Below are 18318 nucleotides of genomic sequence, written 5' to 3' on the forward strand. Positions count from 1 at the left end.
CAACAAACCTTTCAGATCCTTGAAAAACAAGATGATACCATCTCAGGCTGATGAGATGCCAGCCTGAACCGCAGCCGCTAGCAGCACTGAGCGACACCCCGGCTAAAATGAGTAACCATGGCCGCCATACTATAAAGTTCGGCACTTTTTAACGCCCCATCCGCCAGTGTGGCCAGTTTTGCCGGCTCTTGCTGCAAGGTCTGTAACGCGGCAACCAGTGCCTGTGCTTGCATCGGCAGTTGCAGACCATTGATCTGATGTTGTAAGTAACTGATTTCCGGACTATGACCGGCAAAATCAGTGGTGATAAAAGGCAAACCTGCCGCAAAGGCATCCAAAATTGCCAGCCCGACCAGGCCGGGATTCAACACCAGATCCGCCTCTGCAAAAGCCTGAACTTTATCTTCGGCAAAACAAGCGCCCCGATAATCCAGCCAGGCTGGCGGCGTTGTCGTCAGCAGAGAACGCAGTGGTCCATCACCAAGCACTATCAGTTTGGCGACGGCACCAATGGCCACAGCATCGGCGCAGACCTGAAGCAGCAAAGGCAATTGTTTGTCCTGATACAAGGCACCACAAAATAACAGCACCAGTGGCCTGGCGGGCTGGGCTGGGGTCAATTGCGTTGGGACTGCGGCTCGTCTTTGTTGCCGTAGTGTCAGCACTTGCTGGCCAAACTGCTGATTATCCAGGCTGTTATTTAAGGTGGTGATCCGCTCAGCCGCCACCCCCTGTTGTTGCAAATACTGACTAACGGTCTGGGTATAACTCAGCCAGTGGGCAGGATAACGCAATAACTGACGTTTGAGCCATTCGCCAAAGCCGGTTGGTGCTTGATGATTAAAGCCATGCCCCCAAAACACCAGTCTGGGTTTTTGTCCGCCGGGCCAGCAACGGGCCGGTAGCAGGGTTAAATTCAGCAACAACCACCAGTTAAACAGATGTTTATTCGCCTGTTCCACCACAATCACGCGTGCCTGGCGCCAGCGCGGTGGCTGCTGCCACACCAGAGGCCCAAAACTGCACAGCCTGATGAGCTGATACCAGGGTGCTGGCGCTGCAGTCAGGCAATCGCCTTTGCTGATTTCGGCCCCTGCCGGTGCACTGAATACCAGCCGATAAGCAATGCCTTGCCGGTCTAGCTGCTGATAAACGCCATCATGCAGCGGTAAACGAAAGTTTTTCAGCAGTTGCTGCACCACTAAAACTTCTGGTTTTGTCATCAGGACAACTCCCGTTGCGACCACCACAACCATAATGCCGGGCAGCAAGCACGCAATTGCACTTTCAGCCACAGCAAAGGCCAGAGCGGACCGCCGTGACAACGGACAAAATAAGCCCATTCGCCAGCGGGAGCCCAGACATTGGGCCTTTGTAAACTGCGCAAACGGGCAAAAAAAGGCCGTTTTTTATTCAGTACCGACAAAGCCGGATCATGCAGCGGACAGACGCCATGAAAACCGCTGGCCAGCCACAGGCTAAAACCGGCGCGCGCCAACCGCAGGCCATAATCATAATCCGCCATGCTATGGGTAAAACGCTCGGACAAAATGCCAATAGCGTCAACCGCAGCGGCTGGGATTAAACACAAATTACCATTAATAAAATCACAGGGTTGCGACTCTGACTGCGGCTGCAGCACAGCACCCAATTTAAGCGGGAACCAGCGAGACACCCGGCATCGGCCGCCGTAACTGGCGACAAGGTCGCGGTCTGACGAGGTCGGCAGTGCTGCGACCATAGTGCCTACCACAGCCCCTACCTTGTTGCCCGCTGCCAGCAGTTGCTGATAATCGGCCAACAGCCGCGCCAGCGCATCCGGCACCAGTTGCACATCATCGTTTAGCCAAAGATACAGCTCCGCTGGCTTGCTCAAAGCTTGTTGCCAGGCCTGACGCATGCCACCGGCCCAATATAAATCGGCATGACCGGGAATGACACGTACCGCCGGAAACTCAGCCGCCACGGCCTCAGCAGTACCATCCATACCGGCATCCAACAGATAAACCTCTAGCGCATACTCAGCCATATCTACTTGCGACATGAGAGTACGTAAACAAGCCAGCGTGTGCAGTCGCCGGTTAAAACAAGTGATAAGAACTGCTACCCTTGTCATGTTGTCATCCTGTCTGTCACCTTTATTCATCCAAATCATTGGGTCGGGTCGTCACGAAGCGCAACCCGGCGCACCGCCAGTGCTAATAACCTCGCCATCCAGAGTTCACTGAGGATCACCGCCACTAAACTCCAGACCGGCGACCAGCAGCCTAAAAATAATGCCACCAGCACCACCGATAACAGCGCTGGCCACAGAGCAGTGCGTGCTAAAGCGGCAAATTGGTCCTGCACCTGCAACTGCAAAGTGGCACTGCTGCGCCAGGTGCGTAAAAAACTAAGCACAGCCCACAGCAGCACCGCCAGCAAAAACTGCTCCGCTGGCATGGCTTTGTCCGCTAACCAGGCTTCCAACTGGCTGGCTCCAAGGCTGAGCAGCAACAACACCAGCACGCAATTGACCACCCACAACCACAAAGTATGCCAGCGATAGCGCCGCACTAAGGCCGGTAAAGCTTGTCCGGCTTGCCAGGCTTGTAATAACTGGCCACGCGCCAGTTGCGAAAAATTAGTCAGCAATAAAGCACAAGGCCGAAACAACATCGCGGCAGCAGCAATAGGCGCAAATGCTGCAGGCCCGGCCAATAAAGTGATCAGATAACTGTGGGCATTGGCCGCAGCTTCGCCGCTGCAGACTCCGATCAGCGCAGGTTTGCCCTGTTGCGCATACCCCAGTTGCCATTCTGACCAATCCAGCTGCCGCCACAACTGGCCATGCGGACGCCAGAAACCAGCACCGGCGCAAACCAGACTCACAAAGGCCGCCAGTGCATTCAGCAGCGCCAGCTGCTGCAAGCTAATCTGCTGCAGCCACCACAATAACGCCGTACCGCAGAGCGCCACCAGACTAAAACTGGCATCGACCCGGATTAACGCACTGCTATCGGCGCTATTTTGCAGCAGACTGCGGCCAAACCAGCGCCATAATTGCAAAGCTGTCGCCAACGCCAGCCAACAGGCGGTGACTGGCGCAATCTGATAACAGCTGGCCAGCAACCAAATCAAGCCGCCCCCCGCCAGTACAAACAGCAGTTGCAGCAAGATAAAACTGCCAATCGCGACTGAAACCTGCCCGGCTGGCGGATTTTGCCTGCTCAGTAACGGCGCGCTGAATAAGGCGGAACTTATCCCCAGCAATAACCCCTGCACCACCTGCAAAAAAGCAAAAAAACCATAATCCGCCAGGGAGGCATAGAACAATAACGCCAATTGCATCAATAGTGCACAGAGCGCCGCAGTACCACTACCAGCCAGCACCGCCAACATCCGGCATGAAGTTAGTTGCATGGCCGGACCGACCTTCGACAAACCGTCTGTGCCTGCCGGTAGATCGCCAGCAATTGCTGATAATTCTGCTCAGGCAGATAATGTTGCTGCGCACTCTGCCAGCCAGCTGCTGCCAACTGCTGCCTCAAGCTGCTGTTTTGTAGCAATACATCGGCCTGAGACAGTAAATCTTTGCTATTCCCCGGCAAAAAGTGCCAGCCATTCTGACCATGTTGCACTAAATCAGCCAGTGCGCCATGCCCGGCGACCAGCACCGGCAGCCGCTGCCAAAACGCTTCCAGTACCACCAGGCCAAAACTTTCCAGACCAATGGACGGCACCAGCAACAAAGTGGCTTGTTGCATCAAAGCCTGTACCTGACTGGCCGATTGCTGACCCAGCGGCCGGATCCACGGATTGAGTGCCGCCGCTTGTTGCACTTCAGCCTGTAACGGTCCACTCCCCACCAGATACAAAGGGCTCTGCCGATGTTGCCAGGCTTGCAGTAACAGCAGCAGGCCTTTTTCCGCAGCCAACCGCCCGACATAAAGACAGGCACCGGCCGGTAATAGCGGCTGCGTTGCCATCAGCTGCACTGAAGTCAGCGCAGGCGGCGGCAGGATAAAATTGGCTTTTAGCGCAATTTTCTCTACCGGCCAACCCGCCTGCCGGTAGATCTGGCGCTGCGATTCAGACAAGGCAATAAACACATCCACCTGCTGCTGCCAGGTGCCAAACCGGCGATGCAGCACCACCATCAGATACAACAAAAAAGTGCCGGCATAAGACTGACGATAAATTTTTTGCCGCACAGTCCAAAATGGGCTCTGACTAATACTGCGGGTATTAACCTGCTTTCCGTCAAATAAGGTGGCGGAGGGGCAAATAGCACGGAAATTATGCAGGCTGTGCACCACAGGCACGCCGGCTTTTTTGGCGGCATAAAAAATGGCGGGCGATAACAGCGGAAAATAATTATGCACATGCACCAGATCCGGCTGCTGTTCGGCCAAAAACGCCAGAAAACGCCGGTAATGCCGCAGTGAAAAAATGCAATAGAGCAACAACATCAACCGCTGCCAGATGGAGTTCAGGCTGTTATTGTGCACAACATAGCTCAGCACCTGATGGCCATGGCTCTGCAGTAATGCTGTTTCTGCCGCAACCACCTGATCTTCACCACCCGCCTGCTGGTAGTAATTGTGCACTATCACAACTTTCAACGAACCGTCCTGCCGTTTTTTGCTTTCAATAAGTGATGATGGCTGAGGCAAGCCCCGGCTGTCTATAATTTCCAGTGGTTTTTTCCGCTGCAATCACAACTGGCGTGCAGCCCAGCACCGACAACCAGCCTGTCATCTGATATTCATCTTGCTGACAGGCTGAAATCATCTGACTGACCCATAGCTTACCCCGTAGCCATCTTATGCTGCTTATATTGTTATCAACGACTCAGGAGTCAGAAGATGTCTTTTACTATGTTTCGGCCAACCCTCATCGCCAGTGCTTTGGTATTCAGTTGCAGCCTGCCTGTGATGGCAACAACTGCGGCAGCACCACAGCAAATCACTGCTGCAGAAGTAACGGCAGCCCAACAAGCCTGGGGGCAGGCCCTGATCCAAATCAGTACCGACTACCACAAAGCTGGTTTAGCACAGGCGACCAAAACGGCGAAAGCTGTGTTGGATCAGGCTTACGCCTACCAAGACGGTCCGGTACTGTTTAAACCAACACTGGCATCAGGCGCACAAACCTTCAGAACCAGTTACGAAGGCGCTTTGTCCTATTTTGTGGGTGGCAATGCTAACTTCAGTCAGGATCAGGGATTTGCCCTCAAAGGCTGGCAGCAATACAGCTTTAAAAACGCTGCAGTACATCTGAATGGCGATATGGCTCTGACCATGGGTCATGTTATGTTAACGGACAAATATGGTAAAGTAACCACGGTCGATAAAACCTGGGGCTTTAAAAAAGGCCAGGATGGTCAGATCCGGATCGTGCTGCACCATTCATCGTTACCTTACGCAGCCAAATAATCATCATTAGCGCCGCTGGTTTGACGGGCAGTTCGGGGTGAAAAATTGTTCAGAACCAAACTTTATCTGGCTTTTTTTGCCCTGGTACTCATTACCCTGCTCCAGGCCACACTGGCCAGCTGGGCTGGGCAGACTGCCAGTAACCAGGTGGAACGGGGCCGTATTGCCAATCAACTGCTGACCGACTTTATTGCGCTTGGCGCTGATAAACAGCGGCTGAAGGTCTGGCTGGCGCAAGCGCTGCTGACCAAAGAAGCCCCGCTGGCACAACGCGATAATTACCTGCAACGGATGCAACAAAGTTTAACCAGTATCGACAACCTGCTCCAGCAGGACCAAGCGCTGGCCAGTAGCAGTGAAGATTTTACTGTGATTGCCATGCAGATGAAAAATCTAGCGATCTTAGAAACCAATGTCGATGCGCTTAAACGCAGCCTGCATGCCAAGTCCAGCCAGAAACAACAACCCCGCTCTGAAGCTGAAATCTGGCGGTTATTGATCCAAACCTTTGATAACCTTGAAGGCCTGGATTTAAAACAGCTTATCGCCGGCTCCATTGAGATCCAGAAACAGCGTTCAGCCGCTGCCGAGCAAGCGGCCACAGCAGCGCTGGCACAGGCCAAAATATTGCTGATCAGTTGTGTGGTGCTGGGCTGTCTTTGTGCGGTGTTATTTGCCCTGTTGTTGGCCAAAGCCAGTTACCGGCCTTTACAATCGTTGCTGCAAGGCACCGCCGCCATCAGCCGCGGTGAACTGAGTTACCGGCTGCCAGAACAGGGTTATGCTGAGTTTGCCTTGTTATCCCGCAGTTTTAATCAAATGGCGACTGCGCTGGAGCGGGCGCATCAGGCTGAACAAGCGCATTCGCAACAAACTGAATTGGTCGTCAAGGAGCGCACCGCCCAGCTACAACAAGCGCTGGCCGAACTGCAGCAGGCGGAAGTATCGCAGAAACGCTTCCTGGCCGATGTCAGTCATGAATTAAGAACACCGGCCACCGCCATTCGGGGTGAAGCGGAAATTATGCTGCGCGGCCCGGACAAAAGCAGCAGCGAATATAAAGACAGTTTGCTGCGGATTGTCGACACCAGCATTCAGTTGTCTGGCCGGATTGATGAATTGCTGATGCTGGTGCGCGGCGACAACGAATTGCAGATCCGCTTTAAACATTACCAGCTGTCACAACTGTGGCCCGATTGGACAGCGCTGGCGACAAGATTACAACAAAGTAGCTCGGTTGAGATCCAATGGCCACAATTGTCGCCCGCTCAACTGCAACTATTGTTATATCTGGATGCCGAACGCAGCCTACAGGCGTTACAAATTGTGCTGGATAATGCCATCCGCTACGGCGACGGTTCGACTATTGTGGTCACGCTGGCAGTGCAACCAGAGCAATTACAGTTACACATCTGTGACCAGGGCATCGGAATTCCGCAGCAGGAGCAACATCAACTTTTCAGCCGTTTTTTCCGCGCCAGTAACGCCAGAGCAGAACGTGCTGATGGTCTTGGTATTGGGTTAGCACTTTGCCGCAGCATAATGCAGGCACAACATGGCGATATCGGGCTGCAAAGCCCGTGGCAAGCCGATACTGTGCGTGGTACCCGCGTGATCTTAAGCTGGCCACTGGCGAGTGCCGATGATGAATTCAGTTAAACCGGAGCTATTTTGTACCAGATCCTGATTGTCGAAGATGATAAAAAAGTGGCGGATTTTCTGTCCCGTGGGCTTAAAGCCGAAGGCTATTTCACCACTGTGATTGCGGATGGTGCCCAGGTACTCGCAGCCTTGTCGAGCCTGCAACCGGATTTACTGATCCTGGATCGGATGCTGCCGCAACTGGATGGACTGACGATATGTCAGCTGATCCGGGCACAGCAAAATCCGGTACGGATCCTGATGCTCTCGGCATTGGCGGATACCAAAGAACGGGTGCAGGGGTTAAAAAGTGGTGCCGATGACTATCTGACCAAACCTTTTGCCTTTGAAGAATTATTGGCCCGGATAGAAAATCTACTGAAAAGACCAGCGCTGCAGCACTCGGCCCGCAGTTTAAGCTTTGCCGATTTAACATTAGATCTGGAGTTGATGCAGGCCCGCCGTGCCGGCAAACTGTTGCAATTAACCGCCACTGAGTTACGTTTGCTGGAATTGTTGCTGGCCAGTCCGAATAAAGTGCATAGCCGCGAGCGGATCCTCAGTAACGTTTGGGACATGAATCAGGATCCGCTGACCAATGTGGTGGACGTTTATGTCAAAAGGCTAAGGCAAAAAGTAGATACAGGTTATCCAATCAAATATATCCGTACCCTGCGCGGCATTGGTTATTTTCTCAGTGCGGATCCGACCACAGACACACAATAACTCCACTTAGCAATATCATTAAAAATCAATATCTTGAGAAGATGTTGGTAGGTCGGACTCGACCAGGCGACGCCTGGGCAGTCCGACATGGTGTCATGAATCAAGATTGCTGTGGGTCATGTCGGACTGCCACGGCTGTGCCGCGTCGAGTCCGACCCTGTATGAATTTTTTGTAAATCAATAATTTGACGTGATTCACACCACATCCGACCTGTCCTTGCATCGTAAGATTCTACCGATAAGAAAGTTGTTATTCGCCATAACCCACATCTTGGTTAAATTCATTGTGCAACTGCTCGCAGCCACCCCAATTAGCTTGATACCAACCCATATCCACATAAAAATGAAAGGTCGAAAAGGGCCATTCTTTCACGGAACTGACTAACTGATGTTTAACCGGATTCCAGTGAATATAATTCAGATGATTGCAAAAATCCTGTTCATCACGGACCAAATGCTCCCAGTAGCGATGTTGCCAGATTTTAGTGGTTGAGCGGCTGCTTTGAGCATGCTTTAACTTCTGCAGCGCCCTGCTAAACAACATTTTGATCAGCATAAATCTTAATGGATAACGACAATCCCCCGCCGGCAATTCAAGTAAACAATGGAAATGATCCGGCATCACCACCATGGCATGTAATTTAAACGGATACCGACGCTTAACTTGCCCAAATGCGTGTCGCAGTAAATCAATATGCTCGGTTAACAAGGGTGTTGTACGATCAGCTATTACATGAGTAAAAAAATAACAGGCACCCGCGGTATGGATTCGGCGATATAACATCGTTGCTTTTTGTTTATAAAAACATATTTAAATTGTGTGCAAGTTGAGTTTATTTTCAAGTTCAGATAGAAAATAAATGCCTTGAAATGAAATCCGTAGGTCGGACTCGACCAGGCGACGCCTGGGCAGTCCGACATGGTGTGATGAATCAAGATTGCTGTGGGTCATGTCGGACTGCCACGGCTGTGCCGCGTCGAGTCCGACCTACTGAAAATTCATTAAAATCAATACCTTGATAGGCGCTTGGTAGGTCGGACTCGACCAGGCGACGCCTGGGCAGTCCGACATGGTGTGATGAATCAAGATTGCTGTGGGTCATGTCGGACTGCCACGGCTGTGCCGCGTCGAGTCCGACCTACTGAAAAATCATTAAAATCAATACCTTGATAGGCGCTTGGTAGGTCGGACTCGACCAGGCAACGCCTGGGCAGTTCGACATGGTGTGATGAATCAAGATTGCTGTGGGTCATGTCGGACTGCCACGGCTGTGCCGTGTCGAGTCCGACCTACTGAAAAATCATTAAAATCAATACCTTGATAGGCGCTTGGTAGGTCGGACTCGACCAGGCAACGCCTGGGCAGTTCGACATGGTGTGATGAATCAAGATTGCTGTGGGTCATGTCGGACTGCCACGGCTGTGCCGTGTCGAGTCCGACCTACTGAAAATTAATTAAAATCAATGCTTTGATAGGCGCTTGGTAGGTCGGACTCGACCAGGCGACGCCTGGGCAGTCCGACATGGTGTGATGAATCAAGATTGCTGTGGGTCATGTCGGACTGCCACGGCTGTGCCGCGTCGAGTCCGACCTACTGAAAAATCATTAAAATCAATACCTTGATAGGCGCTTGGTAGGTCGGACTCGACCAGGCAACGCCTGGGCAGTTCGACATGGTGTGATGAATCAAGATTGCTGTGGGTCATGTCGGACTGCCACGGCTGTGCCGCGTCGAGTCCGACCTACTGAAAATTCATTAAAATCAATGCTTTGATAGGCACTTGGTAGGTCGGACTCGACCAGGCGACGCCTGGGCAGTCCGACATGGTGTGATGAATCAAGATTGCTGTGGGTCATGTCGGACTGCCACGGCTGTGCCGCGTCGAGTCCGACCTACTGAAAATTAATTAAAATCAATACCTTGATAGGCGCTTGGTAGGTCGGACTCGACCAGGCAACGCCTGGGCAGTCCAACATGGGGTGATGAATCAAGATTGCTGTGGGTCATGTCGGACTGCCACGGCTGTGCCGTGTCGAGTCCGACCTACTGAAAATTAATTAAAATCAATACCTTGATAGACGCTTGGTAGGTCGGACTCGACCAGGCGACGCCTGGGCAGTCCAACATGGGGTGATGAATCAAGATTGCTGTGGGTCATGTCGGACTGCCACGGCTGTGCCGTGTCGAGTCCGACCTACTGAAAATTAATTAAAATCAATACCTTGATAGGCGCTTGGTAGGTCGGACTCGACCAGGCGACGCCTGGGCAGTCCGACATGGGGTGATGAATCAAGATTGCTGTGGGTCATGTCGGACTGCCACGGCTGTGCCGTGTCGAGTCCGACCTACTGAAAATTAATTAAAATCAATACCTTGATAGGCGCTTGGTAGGTCGGACTCGACCAGGCGACGCCTGGGCAGTCCGACAGACATCGCAGGAACTTTACATCAATAATTTAAATACAGAATTCGTTTAACCCATCAACGCTGCGATGCTTTTCATCTGTTCAGCAGAATAGTCCTCTTTTTCCGCCGCTTTCAACAGCCCACTTTTCATGCTGCTAATCATTTTTTGCAAATCTGAGATTTCGGCTTGTAAGGCTTTTAACTTTTCTTCTTTTTGTTTGCCCTGCAAACTGGGATCCTGCTGCGCTTTCACCAGCTCTTCCTGCTTCTGTTTCAGCCGCTCCTGATTGCGCCGGATCATTTTTAGCGTTTGTTTGACATGGGAAGGTAATTCACTGTCTTCGATATCTTTATCTTTATTTTCCTGCTCCAGCTTTTTGCGGCCGAGCGCAGAAATATCGACACGCACACTTGGCTGAGCTTTGGCCGACTCTTCGCTCTGCGCTGGCATCGTTGTCGCTGCAGGCTGAGCCACCAGATTTGCACTGTTCGCCAGCGGCGTCGCTGTTGGATTGTCATTTTGCCCCGTCGGGCCAAAGTTCGCAGTCGCGAGTACTGGCTTGAGATATTGTAATGGGTTCATCGTTTGAAGGTCCTTCTGCCACCAGATGCCGCTGCTAAAAACAGCAGCCGCTGCCATAGATGTTGCTAATATCGGCACCAAAGCAATAAACTTTAGCGCCGTATCTGGTAAAGTCTACGGCAGATGCATAATCAGCGTAGTGCTGACAGCACACAGCCCAACTGCGAATAAAGGCCTGACATCAAACCAAATTAATCCCGTACATTACTATTTTTTTAGCAGCCTCTTCTGCTGGGTTTATTAGCGCTTATACTGGGCAAAATTAATCAGTAGGTTTGTTTGAGGTGGAAGATATCCGCTGGCAACAACGATTCCAAAATTTTCAACGGGCATTTGCCTTACTACGGGAAGCCATGGAGCAAGATTTCCAGCAGTTTAATCAGTTGGAAAAAGAAGGTGTGATCCAGAGATTTGAATTTACCTTTGAACTTGCCTGGAAAGTTTTGAAAGACAAAATGGAACATGACGGCTTGATCATCGACCAAATTTCTCCGCGTGCCGTGGTCAGACTCGCTTTTCAAGCGAAATACATTCCAGATGCCGAAGTTTGGCTGCGAATGATTGGCGATCGAAAGTTAATGAGTCATACCTATGACAGCGCTAAATTCGAAGCCGTGTTACAGTCGATTGCGGCAGAATATTTGCCCATGCTATCGGAGTGGCGACTCGGTTTGATGCAAGAAATGTTGGATCCAAGCTGAGATGACGGCTTCGTATGGCTTCACAGCGGCACATTGACTTGTCATTTTGACCGGCCAAACCTCTGTTGGCAGTCTCCTTAGATGTAGCTGTTATCTTCACCAAACCGGCCAACTTGAGCACAAAAAGATAATTTAACCCGCTGCAGCCGCAATTGCGGCGCAGCGCTGCTGATAACTGTGCACCGCTTGTTGCAGCAACGGATATTGCGCTGCAGTCGCGGTCAGCACATCAAAGTAGACCACTGGACCCCGTGTTAATGGGCTTTGCGCCTGCAAATAAGCCTGTAACTGGATGATGTGCGCCACCTGATCAGTTTGCAGCAGGATGTGGCCAAAATTATCGAATAACAGCCAATGCTGATAACCTTGCTGCGCCAACCGCTGCAGACTTTGCTGATAGCCCTGTTGCTGCTGACTGTTGTCGCATTGATATTCAAAAAATAACAGGGGTTGCTCGCGTGCGAGCAATGCAGTGGCTGAATCCAGCACATCATAGTCAAAACCATCCACATCAATTTTCAGCAAGGACACTGGCACAGCCGGCCACTGGCTGAGCAGTCCATCTAAAGTGGCCGCTTGCAACTGCCCCCCGGCCACCGGCAGCGCCTTGCGGGTGCCAGCCCCACCGCTTAACACCGCCTGCTGCACCTGCAACCCGACCAGCGCCTGACAAGCACGCAAACTGGCGGCTTGACATTGCTGCTGCAACAGCGCCAGATTGGCAGTTAAATAGCGGCTAAACAGCGGATCGGCCTCAATAGCCACAATATCAAGGGCCGCATTACCGCTTAACAGCGCCGCCACGCTATCCCCACAATTGGCACCAACATCAATCACCCGGCTGCCAGCTGGCAACACAGTTGCCAGTACCGGCAAAAATTGATCATAACAGGGATACTGCGCCTGATAACGCGGCAAGGCATGCTCCGGCGGCAACGCCAGCACAAAGGGACCAATGGGGTAATGATAATCCTGCCGGGTTAACCTAAGCCAGCAGGCACGCGCCTGTAAACGGCATTTTAGCAACAACGACGACAATGCTACATTCATAGGCATCAGACAAAACCTTGCAAAAAGAAAGCAGCTGATGTTTAGCTGACTGATTAAAAACAACAATTTAGCATTTTACTGCTCAAGGTGGCGAATAATTAGCTTGCGACATTTACCGCCCGCGATCAATTTTTATCGTTGTTGCACCGAACAGGTGTTGCCAGCGCAATGGACGGTACTTGATTCAGTCCTTAGCTCTGCTGCTTTGCTGTGGATGAGTTCAGCAGCAACTACAGGCAGATTAATAGGTTGATAGCATCACCATTGCAAAGGCTCCGGTCGACTTCAGGTTCAAACAACTCAAGGTATCAGCAAGACTTCACCTGATGATAAGCATTAAAATAAAGTATTTGACACAAAAATTAACACGAATTAAAAATACCGATACCAGAGTGAGCTTGATGAAAATATTCAGCGATTCATAAACAAGGAATTTCATGAAGTTAAAAATTTTTGCAGCTTTACTATTATCACTGATCACTGCTGTCAATGCTGCTATTGCAGCGGTATCTTTGTCGGCGTGCCCGACCAATTATGCCCAGTACATCTCGAACCTAGGTTTTTATGTAAAAAATGAAGCGGACGGCATTCAAAAAGTAACGGCTGAGTTTAGTCACTGTTATCTTCACCGACAGAAAGATGCCCAGGATGGGACCATATGGCAGTTAGAATATCTGAGAAATGTGGCCTATATCACAGGGCATAAAAAGGTCCTTGCTGAAGCGAAAGCGTTTTATCAAAACCTATCAGGCATGAAAAGCTCGATAAAGCTATATGATAAGTTATTTGATATCGCACTTATCTTCAGAGATGCTGAGTTTGCTGCGCTTTTAACAGCAAAACATCAGGTAAATCGAGAAATACCGCCACCATTAACGACGAAGGCAGCCAGAAACATTCTTAAGAACCACAATGGCGTTCGCAGCTGGCATAGTTTCAGCTTTCCCCAAGGTGGCCATATCATTGTGATTGCCAATGAATTCTGCGCTTTTTCAAAGGCATTTCATCGCTTCTTGCAATCCGAGCCTAAGTTAAATCAATCCATAGCAAAACAAATAACCTGGCTATCACCGGTAGATTCACAACTCGAATCAGGCGCTTTAATTCACGATGTTTATAGCCATGCCGAATGGCCAGAAATAGATCTGTGGGAAACGCCGACCATCTATTTTTTTGCTAGCGGTAAGTTAGTATCCAAAATTATTGGCTGGCCTAAAGGTGGGCAAGCAGATAAGTTTATTGCACAAGCCGCGCAGATCGGCATCAATATTGAAAAGGCAGCAGCCAATGTTCGCCCTAGTCTAACACCCCACCGGGCGTTGCCCGCTTTTTAGGCCGGGCTTTACGCTGCTGTTGACTGACGATATTCACCAGTTGTAAGAATTTCGGACATTCGAAATGACTGGGAGCACGACAAGCGGCGACATGACGTAAACCATCACACATCGCTTGTAGCTGGGCAATTTTTTGCTGCAATTCATCGGCTTTTTTTAACAACAAAGCGCGGTCAATCTGCGGACCTTCTGCCGTGAACATAGCCGCAATCTCATCGAGCGAGAAGCCGGCATTTTGTGCCAGCGTAATCAACGCCAGCCGCTGCAACACCTCAGGTTTAAACAACCGGCGTAAGCCGCGGCGGCCATAAGACTGCAGCAGGCGTTTCTCCTCGTAATAACGCAAGGTCGACGCCGGGATGCCAGAGCGCTTACTGACTTCAACAATATCTATCAAGTGGATCTCCACGGGCTGTAATCAGCACACTTTGCTGGTTGGGTGCAGCGAAGCCGGCATGAACACCACAAAAAAAGCGGCTTTGCTCTTGACTTCAAGTCGACTTGAATTTGTATGCTAAGACAAATACAACACAAAAGGAACTGATGATGGATGCAAATTTTTGGCGGCAAAAATGGCTTGAAGGTGATATTGGTTTTCATCAACACCAGGTCGAGCCAGCACTGGTTGCTTATTTAGCTGAATGTAAGCTGCCGGCGAAGGCACGGATTTTTCTGCCGTTATGCGGTAAAACCCTGGATATGGTTTGGCTGCAGCAGCAAGGTTATCAAGTGGTTGGCGCTGAGCTGAGCGAGCTGGCCGTTGAGCAATTTTTTCAGTCGCTTGGGGTTGTCCCTGACATCAGCGAATATCCTCGTCATCGTCATTACCGCACCACAGATATTGAGATTTGGGTTGGCGATTTATTCGATATAAACCGCGCCATGTTAGGTCAGGTCGACGCCGTTTATGACAGAGCGGCACTGGTCGCATTGCCAGATCAAATGCGGTCGCGTTATGCGCAGCAAATCAGCGCTATTACAGCGCAAGCACCGCAATTGCTGCTCAGTTTTGTCTATGAACAGCAGCTTTACGTCGGACCGCCGTTTTCAGTGACAGCAGACGAAATTCAGCAACTCTATGCTGAGCACTACCGGCTGCATTTGTTGGCAGAGCAAAGCGGTGCTCGCTTAAAAAATCAAACACCGGCCAGCACCATGTGCTGGTTATTGCAACCTAAAACCCGCACGACAGGCTAAAACTCAAGCGATGTGTTGCGGCCATGGTGAACCGCGGCCGCTATGTTGCTTTCGGCTTAAACTTCGGCGGTGTGCGGTTCCGGCGCCATATCAAACCGGTAACAAAGATGGTTGGTCCAACAGCCGAGCCCCAGTCTTAACAGCTGATCGCGGGCGCTAAACTGCTGGGGTGGCTGCGCTGGTTTTAACCCCAATAATCTGGCAAAAAAACCTGGCGGGTTCACTGCTGGCTGCGGCGCAAACAACTGCACAGCGGCCGCAATTTCAGCGTCCAACTGCTGCACATGGTGCAACAACTGCTGGTTTTGCTGTTGCATCGGCACATCATCCATGCTGTAAATTTCGCCGCATTCCAACACCAGATAACGGCGCTGGTTTTCTGGGGCCTGCAAAAATTCTAAGGCATGCTGGATGTCTTGTTGCACCGAAGGCTCAGTGATTTGTGCCAAAAATTGCGCCAATCTGGCCACCCCGGCCTGATAGTCACCCTGCAGCGCAATTGGATCTAACTCATCCCACAACAACGAACGACACGGCTGCGTATTGCCAGAAATCAGCAATTTAAACACCAGCGGAATATCATAATTCCACTCCGAAATACCAATTTGCCGGCCTTCTGACCATTGTTCAATCTGCTGTGGCGACACATCGGTGGCGTAAAGATAACTACGATTGGCCATCATTCAACTCCTGTTGCTGGTTTCATCCTTGGCGGATACTAACTCAATTAAAGTTATATAAAAGCAAATAATGATTTTTTTATGTTGCAGATTAATGAACGCAGGCTTGCATCATCCGCAGACTCGACTCAAGTAACCTGATCGATTGGACGCGGCACAAATCTGTACCAGCAACCAGCGACATGTCCTCACGATTTAAGAACACAGTTTGAACAAATAATAGCTATGTCGAAATTTCAGCTAAATTTCTCTCCGGGGTTATCGGAGTTATTTTATGTGTTGCACCTTGCCTTGAGAGGGGTTATGCTAACCCCGATATCACAACAGGATAAGTCAATTGACAAGCAGTGACTTAATAAAAGAACTTGAGTTGGCAGGTTGGGTGCAGGTAAGGGTGAAAGGAAGTCATCACCAGTTCAAACATCCACACCATAAGTTGCCAATCACAGTCCCACATCCTAAAAAGGATTTAGGTATCGGCTTAGTAAAGGCAATTAAAAGACAAGCTGGGCTGTAGCCCCACGCTTTCTGTCCCAATAGTTAAATTATGCAAAATTAAGGAACTGCTTATGTTGTATCCGGTAGCAATCGAAAAAGGTTCTGAAACCGCTGCGTTTGGTGTAGTTGTGCCGGATGTACCAGGTTGTTTTAGTGCAGGCGAAACTTTTGAGCAGGCTTTGATCAATGCTAAAGAGGCATTAGAGCTGCACTTTGAAGGGTTAGCAGAGCTTGAAGAATTGCCACCTTTAGCCACCAGTATTGATCATCACTTTACGAATTCTGAATTTAATGGCTGGGTGTGGGCATTGGTTGATATTGACCTGGAGCCTTATATGGGCAAAGCCAGTAAAATAAATGTCACCTTGCCTAATCTACTCACTAAAAAGATAGATGCTTTGGTGCAATCAAACAGCATGTATAAAAGCCGCTCTCATTTTCTGCAGGTCGCGGCAACCCATGAGTTTGAACGCGAAATGCATGGTCTGTAATTGCAGATGGAAGAAAAAAGTCCACCAGGCTATTCGCTGTTTATTGAAAGATCCAGACAAAACCGTTAACGCCAATGTTATTGACGTTGTGCTCTCTTAGTCGGGTCGCTTCAGGCGAAACTGCATCCGCAGAACGCGGCTCTGGAATGCTTTGACCGCATTTTTCTTTAGGGTTAGCATGGCAACTTATTGCCACAACAACGTGCCAGGGATTCTATTTAAGTTGAGCGCCATGATGCAATCCGAACAAATTCTGTTAAAGCTGCCACAACTTGCCAGCCAAAATGCTGACATCGCGGCACTTTGGCTCTATGGCTCACGGCTGAATGGACGAGCGCGACAGGATAGTGATTATGATCTGGCGGTTGCATTTCGGGATTTTTCGTTAGATCCAATGCAGCGTTATACCCGTCCACATACCTTAGCGCTTGATTGGGCTGCGGCGTTAAATGTGCCAGCGCAATTGTTGTCTGTAGTCGATATTAACCAAGCGCCCATTTATCTGGCATATCAGATCATTGATACCGGGCAGCTGATTTATAACGACAACAGCGCACGGGCATGGCAAGAGATCAGCCGTATCAATAGTCTATTTGAATATCAGCAAAGAGAATCGCAGCGATGAAACATCAGGATGCTGGATTTCAGTTATATTTAACTGAAGCTGCCATACATAAACAAGATTATTTTCAACAACTTGACGAGTTGAGGTTAGAGCTGGCACAAGGCGAACTACGCCGCCGTGACTACTTAGCAATAGAGCGTTTGTTGCAAATATTCACCGAGTTGTGTATTGGTTTGGCTAAACATTGCTTAAAAAAATACCAACGGCTAGCTGCGACAGACGCTTACCAAACCTTTTCACAACTCCACCTGCACGGCATGATCACGGCGAGTGAGCTAGCACAATGGCGACAGATTATTGGCATGCGAAATGGATTGGTGCATGATTATTTAACGATTGATCTGAATATTGTTCGCGCCATAGTGGCACAAGGCAGCTATCAAGCCCTGGCTGAGTTTTGCGATAAAGCTATTGAATTTTTACGACAAGAAAGCTGATTGAAGTCAAAGCTGGAACCACTGCAAACACGTAGCTAAGCTTGAGCGGCTTAAGGCGTATGAATTAGCAAACAGCTCGGTCCGCCCTACAAATCACCGAACGTAACTCACTGATTTATATACAACTAACCATAATAACGCGTAGGTTGGGCTTGCCACGAAGTGCGACCAGGCTTGCCTGGGCTGTCCGACAAGCCTGATGAAAACCGGTTGCTCAGATACCTGTCGGACTGCCGCAACGCTTTGCACCGCGTCGAGTCCGACCTACAGATCAATGATCTCAACTCACTGATTTGTATACAACTAACCATAATAACGCGTAGGTTGGGCTTGCCACGAAGTGCGACCAGGCTTGCCTGGGCAGTCCGACAAGCCTGATGAAAACCGGTTGCTCAGATACCTGTCGGACTGCCGCAACGCTTTGCGCCGCGTCGAGTCCGACCTACAGATCAATGATCTCAACTCACTGATTTGTATACAACTAACCATAATAACGCGTAGGTTGGGCTTGCCACGAAGTGCGACCAGGC

19 protein-coding genes are annotated in these 18318 nt (G+C 50.2%); 10 read left to right on the top strand and 9 right to left on the bottom strand.

Going from position 1 to position 18318, the window contains the following annotated elements; translation table 11 throughout:
• Nucleotides 1–77: 77 nt before the first annotated feature.
• The 4 genes from AC53GJ_RS12165 to AC53GJ_RS12180 are packed head-to-tail and all read right to left on the bottom strand — an operon-like array spanning nt 78 to nt 4595.
• Nucleotides 78–1223 (bottom strand): glycosyltransferase family 4 protein, encoded by a 1146-nt coding sequence (locus tag AC53GJ_RS12165; protein WP_496727969.1) that lies wholly within the window; start codon nt 1221–1223, stop codon nt 78–80.
• Entirely contained in the window at nt 1223–2116 is an 894-nt protein-coding gene (locus AC53GJ_RS12170) for a glycosyltransferase family 2 protein (protein ID WP_496727970.1), read from the bottom strand. The genes AC53GJ_RS12165 and AC53GJ_RS12170 overlap by 1 nt, the downstream gene beginning before the upstream one ends.
• Nucleotides 2117–2151: 35 nt before the next feature.
• Nucleotides 2152–3402 (bottom strand): hypothetical protein, encoded by a 1251-nt coding sequence (locus AC53GJ_RS12175; RefSeq protein ID WP_496727971.1) that lies wholly within the window; start codon nt 3400–3402, stop codon nt 2152–2154.
• Complete coding sequence (locus AC53GJ_RS12180) at nt 3393–4595, bottom strand: glycosyltransferase family 4 protein (RefSeq protein WP_496732793.1); 1203 nt, start codon at nt 4593–4595, stop codon at nt 3393–3395. Before AC53GJ_RS12180 ends, AC53GJ_RS12175 begins: the two co-directional genes overlap by 10 nt.
• Nucleotides 4596–4847: 252 nt before the next feature.
• On the opposite strand from AC53GJ_RS12180, the gene AC53GJ_RS12185 reads away from it, so the two are divergent.
• From AC53GJ_RS12185 to AC53GJ_RS12195, 3 genes are read left to right on the top strand one after another with little or no spacing between them, the layout of a single operon-like run.
• Nucleotides 4848–5417 carry a metal-independent carbonic anhydrase family protein gene (locus tag AC53GJ_RS12185; RefSeq protein WP_496727972.1) on the top strand — a complete coding sequence of 190 codons (570 nt, stop codon included), beginning with the start codon at nt 4848–4850 and terminating at the stop codon, nt 5415–5417.
• Between the two features lie 45 nt (nt 5418–5462).
• The gene (locus tag AC53GJ_RS12190; protein WP_496727973.1) at nt 5463–7076 is read left to right on the top strand and encodes a sensor histidine kinase; all 1614 of its coding nucleotides are present in this window, start codon (nt 5463–5465) and stop codon (nt 7074–7076) included.
• Between the two features lie 12 nt (nt 7077–7088).
• Nucleotides 7089–7784 carry a response regulator transcription factor gene (locus AC53GJ_RS12195; RefSeq protein ID WP_496727974.1) on the top strand — a complete coding sequence of 232 codons (696 nt, stop codon included), beginning with the start codon at nt 7089–7091 and terminating at the stop codon, nt 7782–7784.
• 250 nt (nt 7785–8034) lie between these two features.
• Here the strand turns inward: AC53GJ_RS12195 and AC53GJ_RS12200 are convergent, their stop codons facing one another.
• Together AC53GJ_RS12200 and AC53GJ_RS12205 are read right to left on the bottom strand one after the other, a co-directional pair.
• The gene (locus AC53GJ_RS12200) at nt 8035–8568 is read right to left on the bottom strand and encodes an REP-associated tyrosine transposase (RefSeq protein ID WP_496727975.1); all 534 of its coding nucleotides are present in this window, start codon (nt 8566–8568) and stop codon (nt 8035–8037) included.
• 1691 nt (nt 8569–10259) lie between these two features.
• Nucleotides 10260–10775 carry a hypothetical protein gene (locus AC53GJ_RS12205; protein WP_496727976.1) on the bottom strand — a complete coding sequence of 172 codons (516 nt, stop codon included), beginning with the start codon at nt 10773–10775 and terminating at the stop codon, nt 10260–10262.
• A gap of 284 nt (nt 10776–11059) precedes the next feature.
• Here AC53GJ_RS12205 and AC53GJ_RS12210 point away from each other — a divergent pair, with 284 nt between their 5' ends.
• Nucleotides 11060–11476, top strand: a complete 417-nt coding sequence (locus AC53GJ_RS12210; protein WP_496727977.1) for a nucleotidyltransferase substrate binding protein — start codon at nt 11060–11062, stop codon at nt 11474–11476.
• A 132-nt stretch (nt 11477–11608) separates the two neighbouring features.
• Here AC53GJ_RS12210 and AC53GJ_RS12215 read toward each other — a convergent pair whose 3' ends face one another.
• Nucleotides 11609–12532 (bottom strand): FkbM family methyltransferase, encoded by a 924-nt coding sequence (locus AC53GJ_RS12215; RefSeq protein ID WP_496727978.1) that lies wholly within the window; start codon nt 12530–12532, stop codon nt 11609–11611.
• A gap of 431 nt (nt 12533–12963) precedes the next feature.
• Here AC53GJ_RS12215 and AC53GJ_RS12220 point away from each other — a divergent pair, with 431 nt between their 5' ends.
• On the top strand, nt 12964–13860 hold the full coding sequence (locus AC53GJ_RS12220) for a hypothetical protein (RefSeq protein WP_496727979.1): 897 nt from the start codon (nt 12964–12966) through the stop codon (nt 13858–13860).
• On the opposite strand, the gene AC53GJ_RS12225 is transcribed toward AC53GJ_RS12220, so the two are convergent.
• On the bottom strand, nt 13823–14257 hold the full coding sequence (locus AC53GJ_RS12225; RefSeq protein WP_496727980.1) for a helix-turn-helix domain-containing protein: 435 nt from the start codon (nt 14255–14257) through the stop codon (nt 13823–13825). The genes AC53GJ_RS12220 and AC53GJ_RS12225 overlap by 38 nt on opposite strands.
• Nucleotides 14258–14403: 146 nt before the next feature.
• Here AC53GJ_RS12225 and tmpT point away from each other — a divergent pair, with 146 nt between their 5' ends.
• Nucleotides 14404–15057 carry a thiopurine S-methyltransferase gene (gene tmpT / locus AC53GJ_RS12230; protein ID WP_496727981.1) on the top strand — a complete coding sequence of 218 codons (654 nt, stop codon included), beginning with the start codon at nt 14404–14406 and terminating at the stop codon, nt 15055–15057.
• A 56-nt stretch (nt 15058–15113) separates the two neighbouring features.
• On the opposite strand, the gene AC53GJ_RS12235 is transcribed toward tmpT, so the two are convergent.
• Entirely contained in the window at nt 15114–15740 is a 627-nt protein-coding gene (locus tag AC53GJ_RS12235) for a DUF7822 domain-containing protein (RefSeq protein WP_496727982.1), read from the bottom strand.
• Between the two features lie 391 nt (nt 15741–16131).
• On the opposite strand from AC53GJ_RS12235, the gene AC53GJ_RS12240 reads away from it, so the two are divergent.
• The 4 genes from AC53GJ_RS12240 to hepT all read left to right on the top strand — a co-directional run bounded on the left by AC53GJ_RS12240 (nt 16132) and on the right by hepT (nt 17788).
• Complete coding sequence (locus tag AC53GJ_RS12240; RefSeq protein WP_496732794.1) at nt 16132–16254, top strand: type II toxin-antitoxin system HicA family toxin; 123 nt, start codon at nt 16132–16134, stop codon at nt 16252–16254.
• A 52-nt stretch (nt 16255–16306) separates the two neighbouring features.
• A complete protein-coding gene (locus AC53GJ_RS12245; protein WP_496727983.1) occupies nt 16307–16726 on the top strand; it encodes a type II toxin-antitoxin system HicB family antitoxin in 420 nt (139 codons plus the stop codon).
• 232 nt (nt 16727–16958) lie between these two features.
• A complete protein-coding gene (mntA, locus tag AC53GJ_RS12250; protein ID WP_496727984.1) occupies nt 16959–17351 on the top strand; it encodes a type VII toxin-antitoxin system MntA family adenylyltransferase antitoxin in 393 nt (130 codons plus the stop codon).
• Nucleotides 17348–17788 (top strand): type VII toxin-antitoxin system HepT family RNase toxin, encoded by a 441-nt coding sequence (gene hepT, locus AC53GJ_RS12255; RefSeq protein WP_496727985.1) that lies wholly within the window; start codon nt 17348–17350, stop codon nt 17786–17788. Before mntA ends, hepT begins: the two co-directional genes overlap by 4 nt.
• Nucleotides 17789–18318 lie beyond the last annotated feature (530 nt).

Source organism: Rheinheimera sp. B2H12, assembly GCF_059620065.1.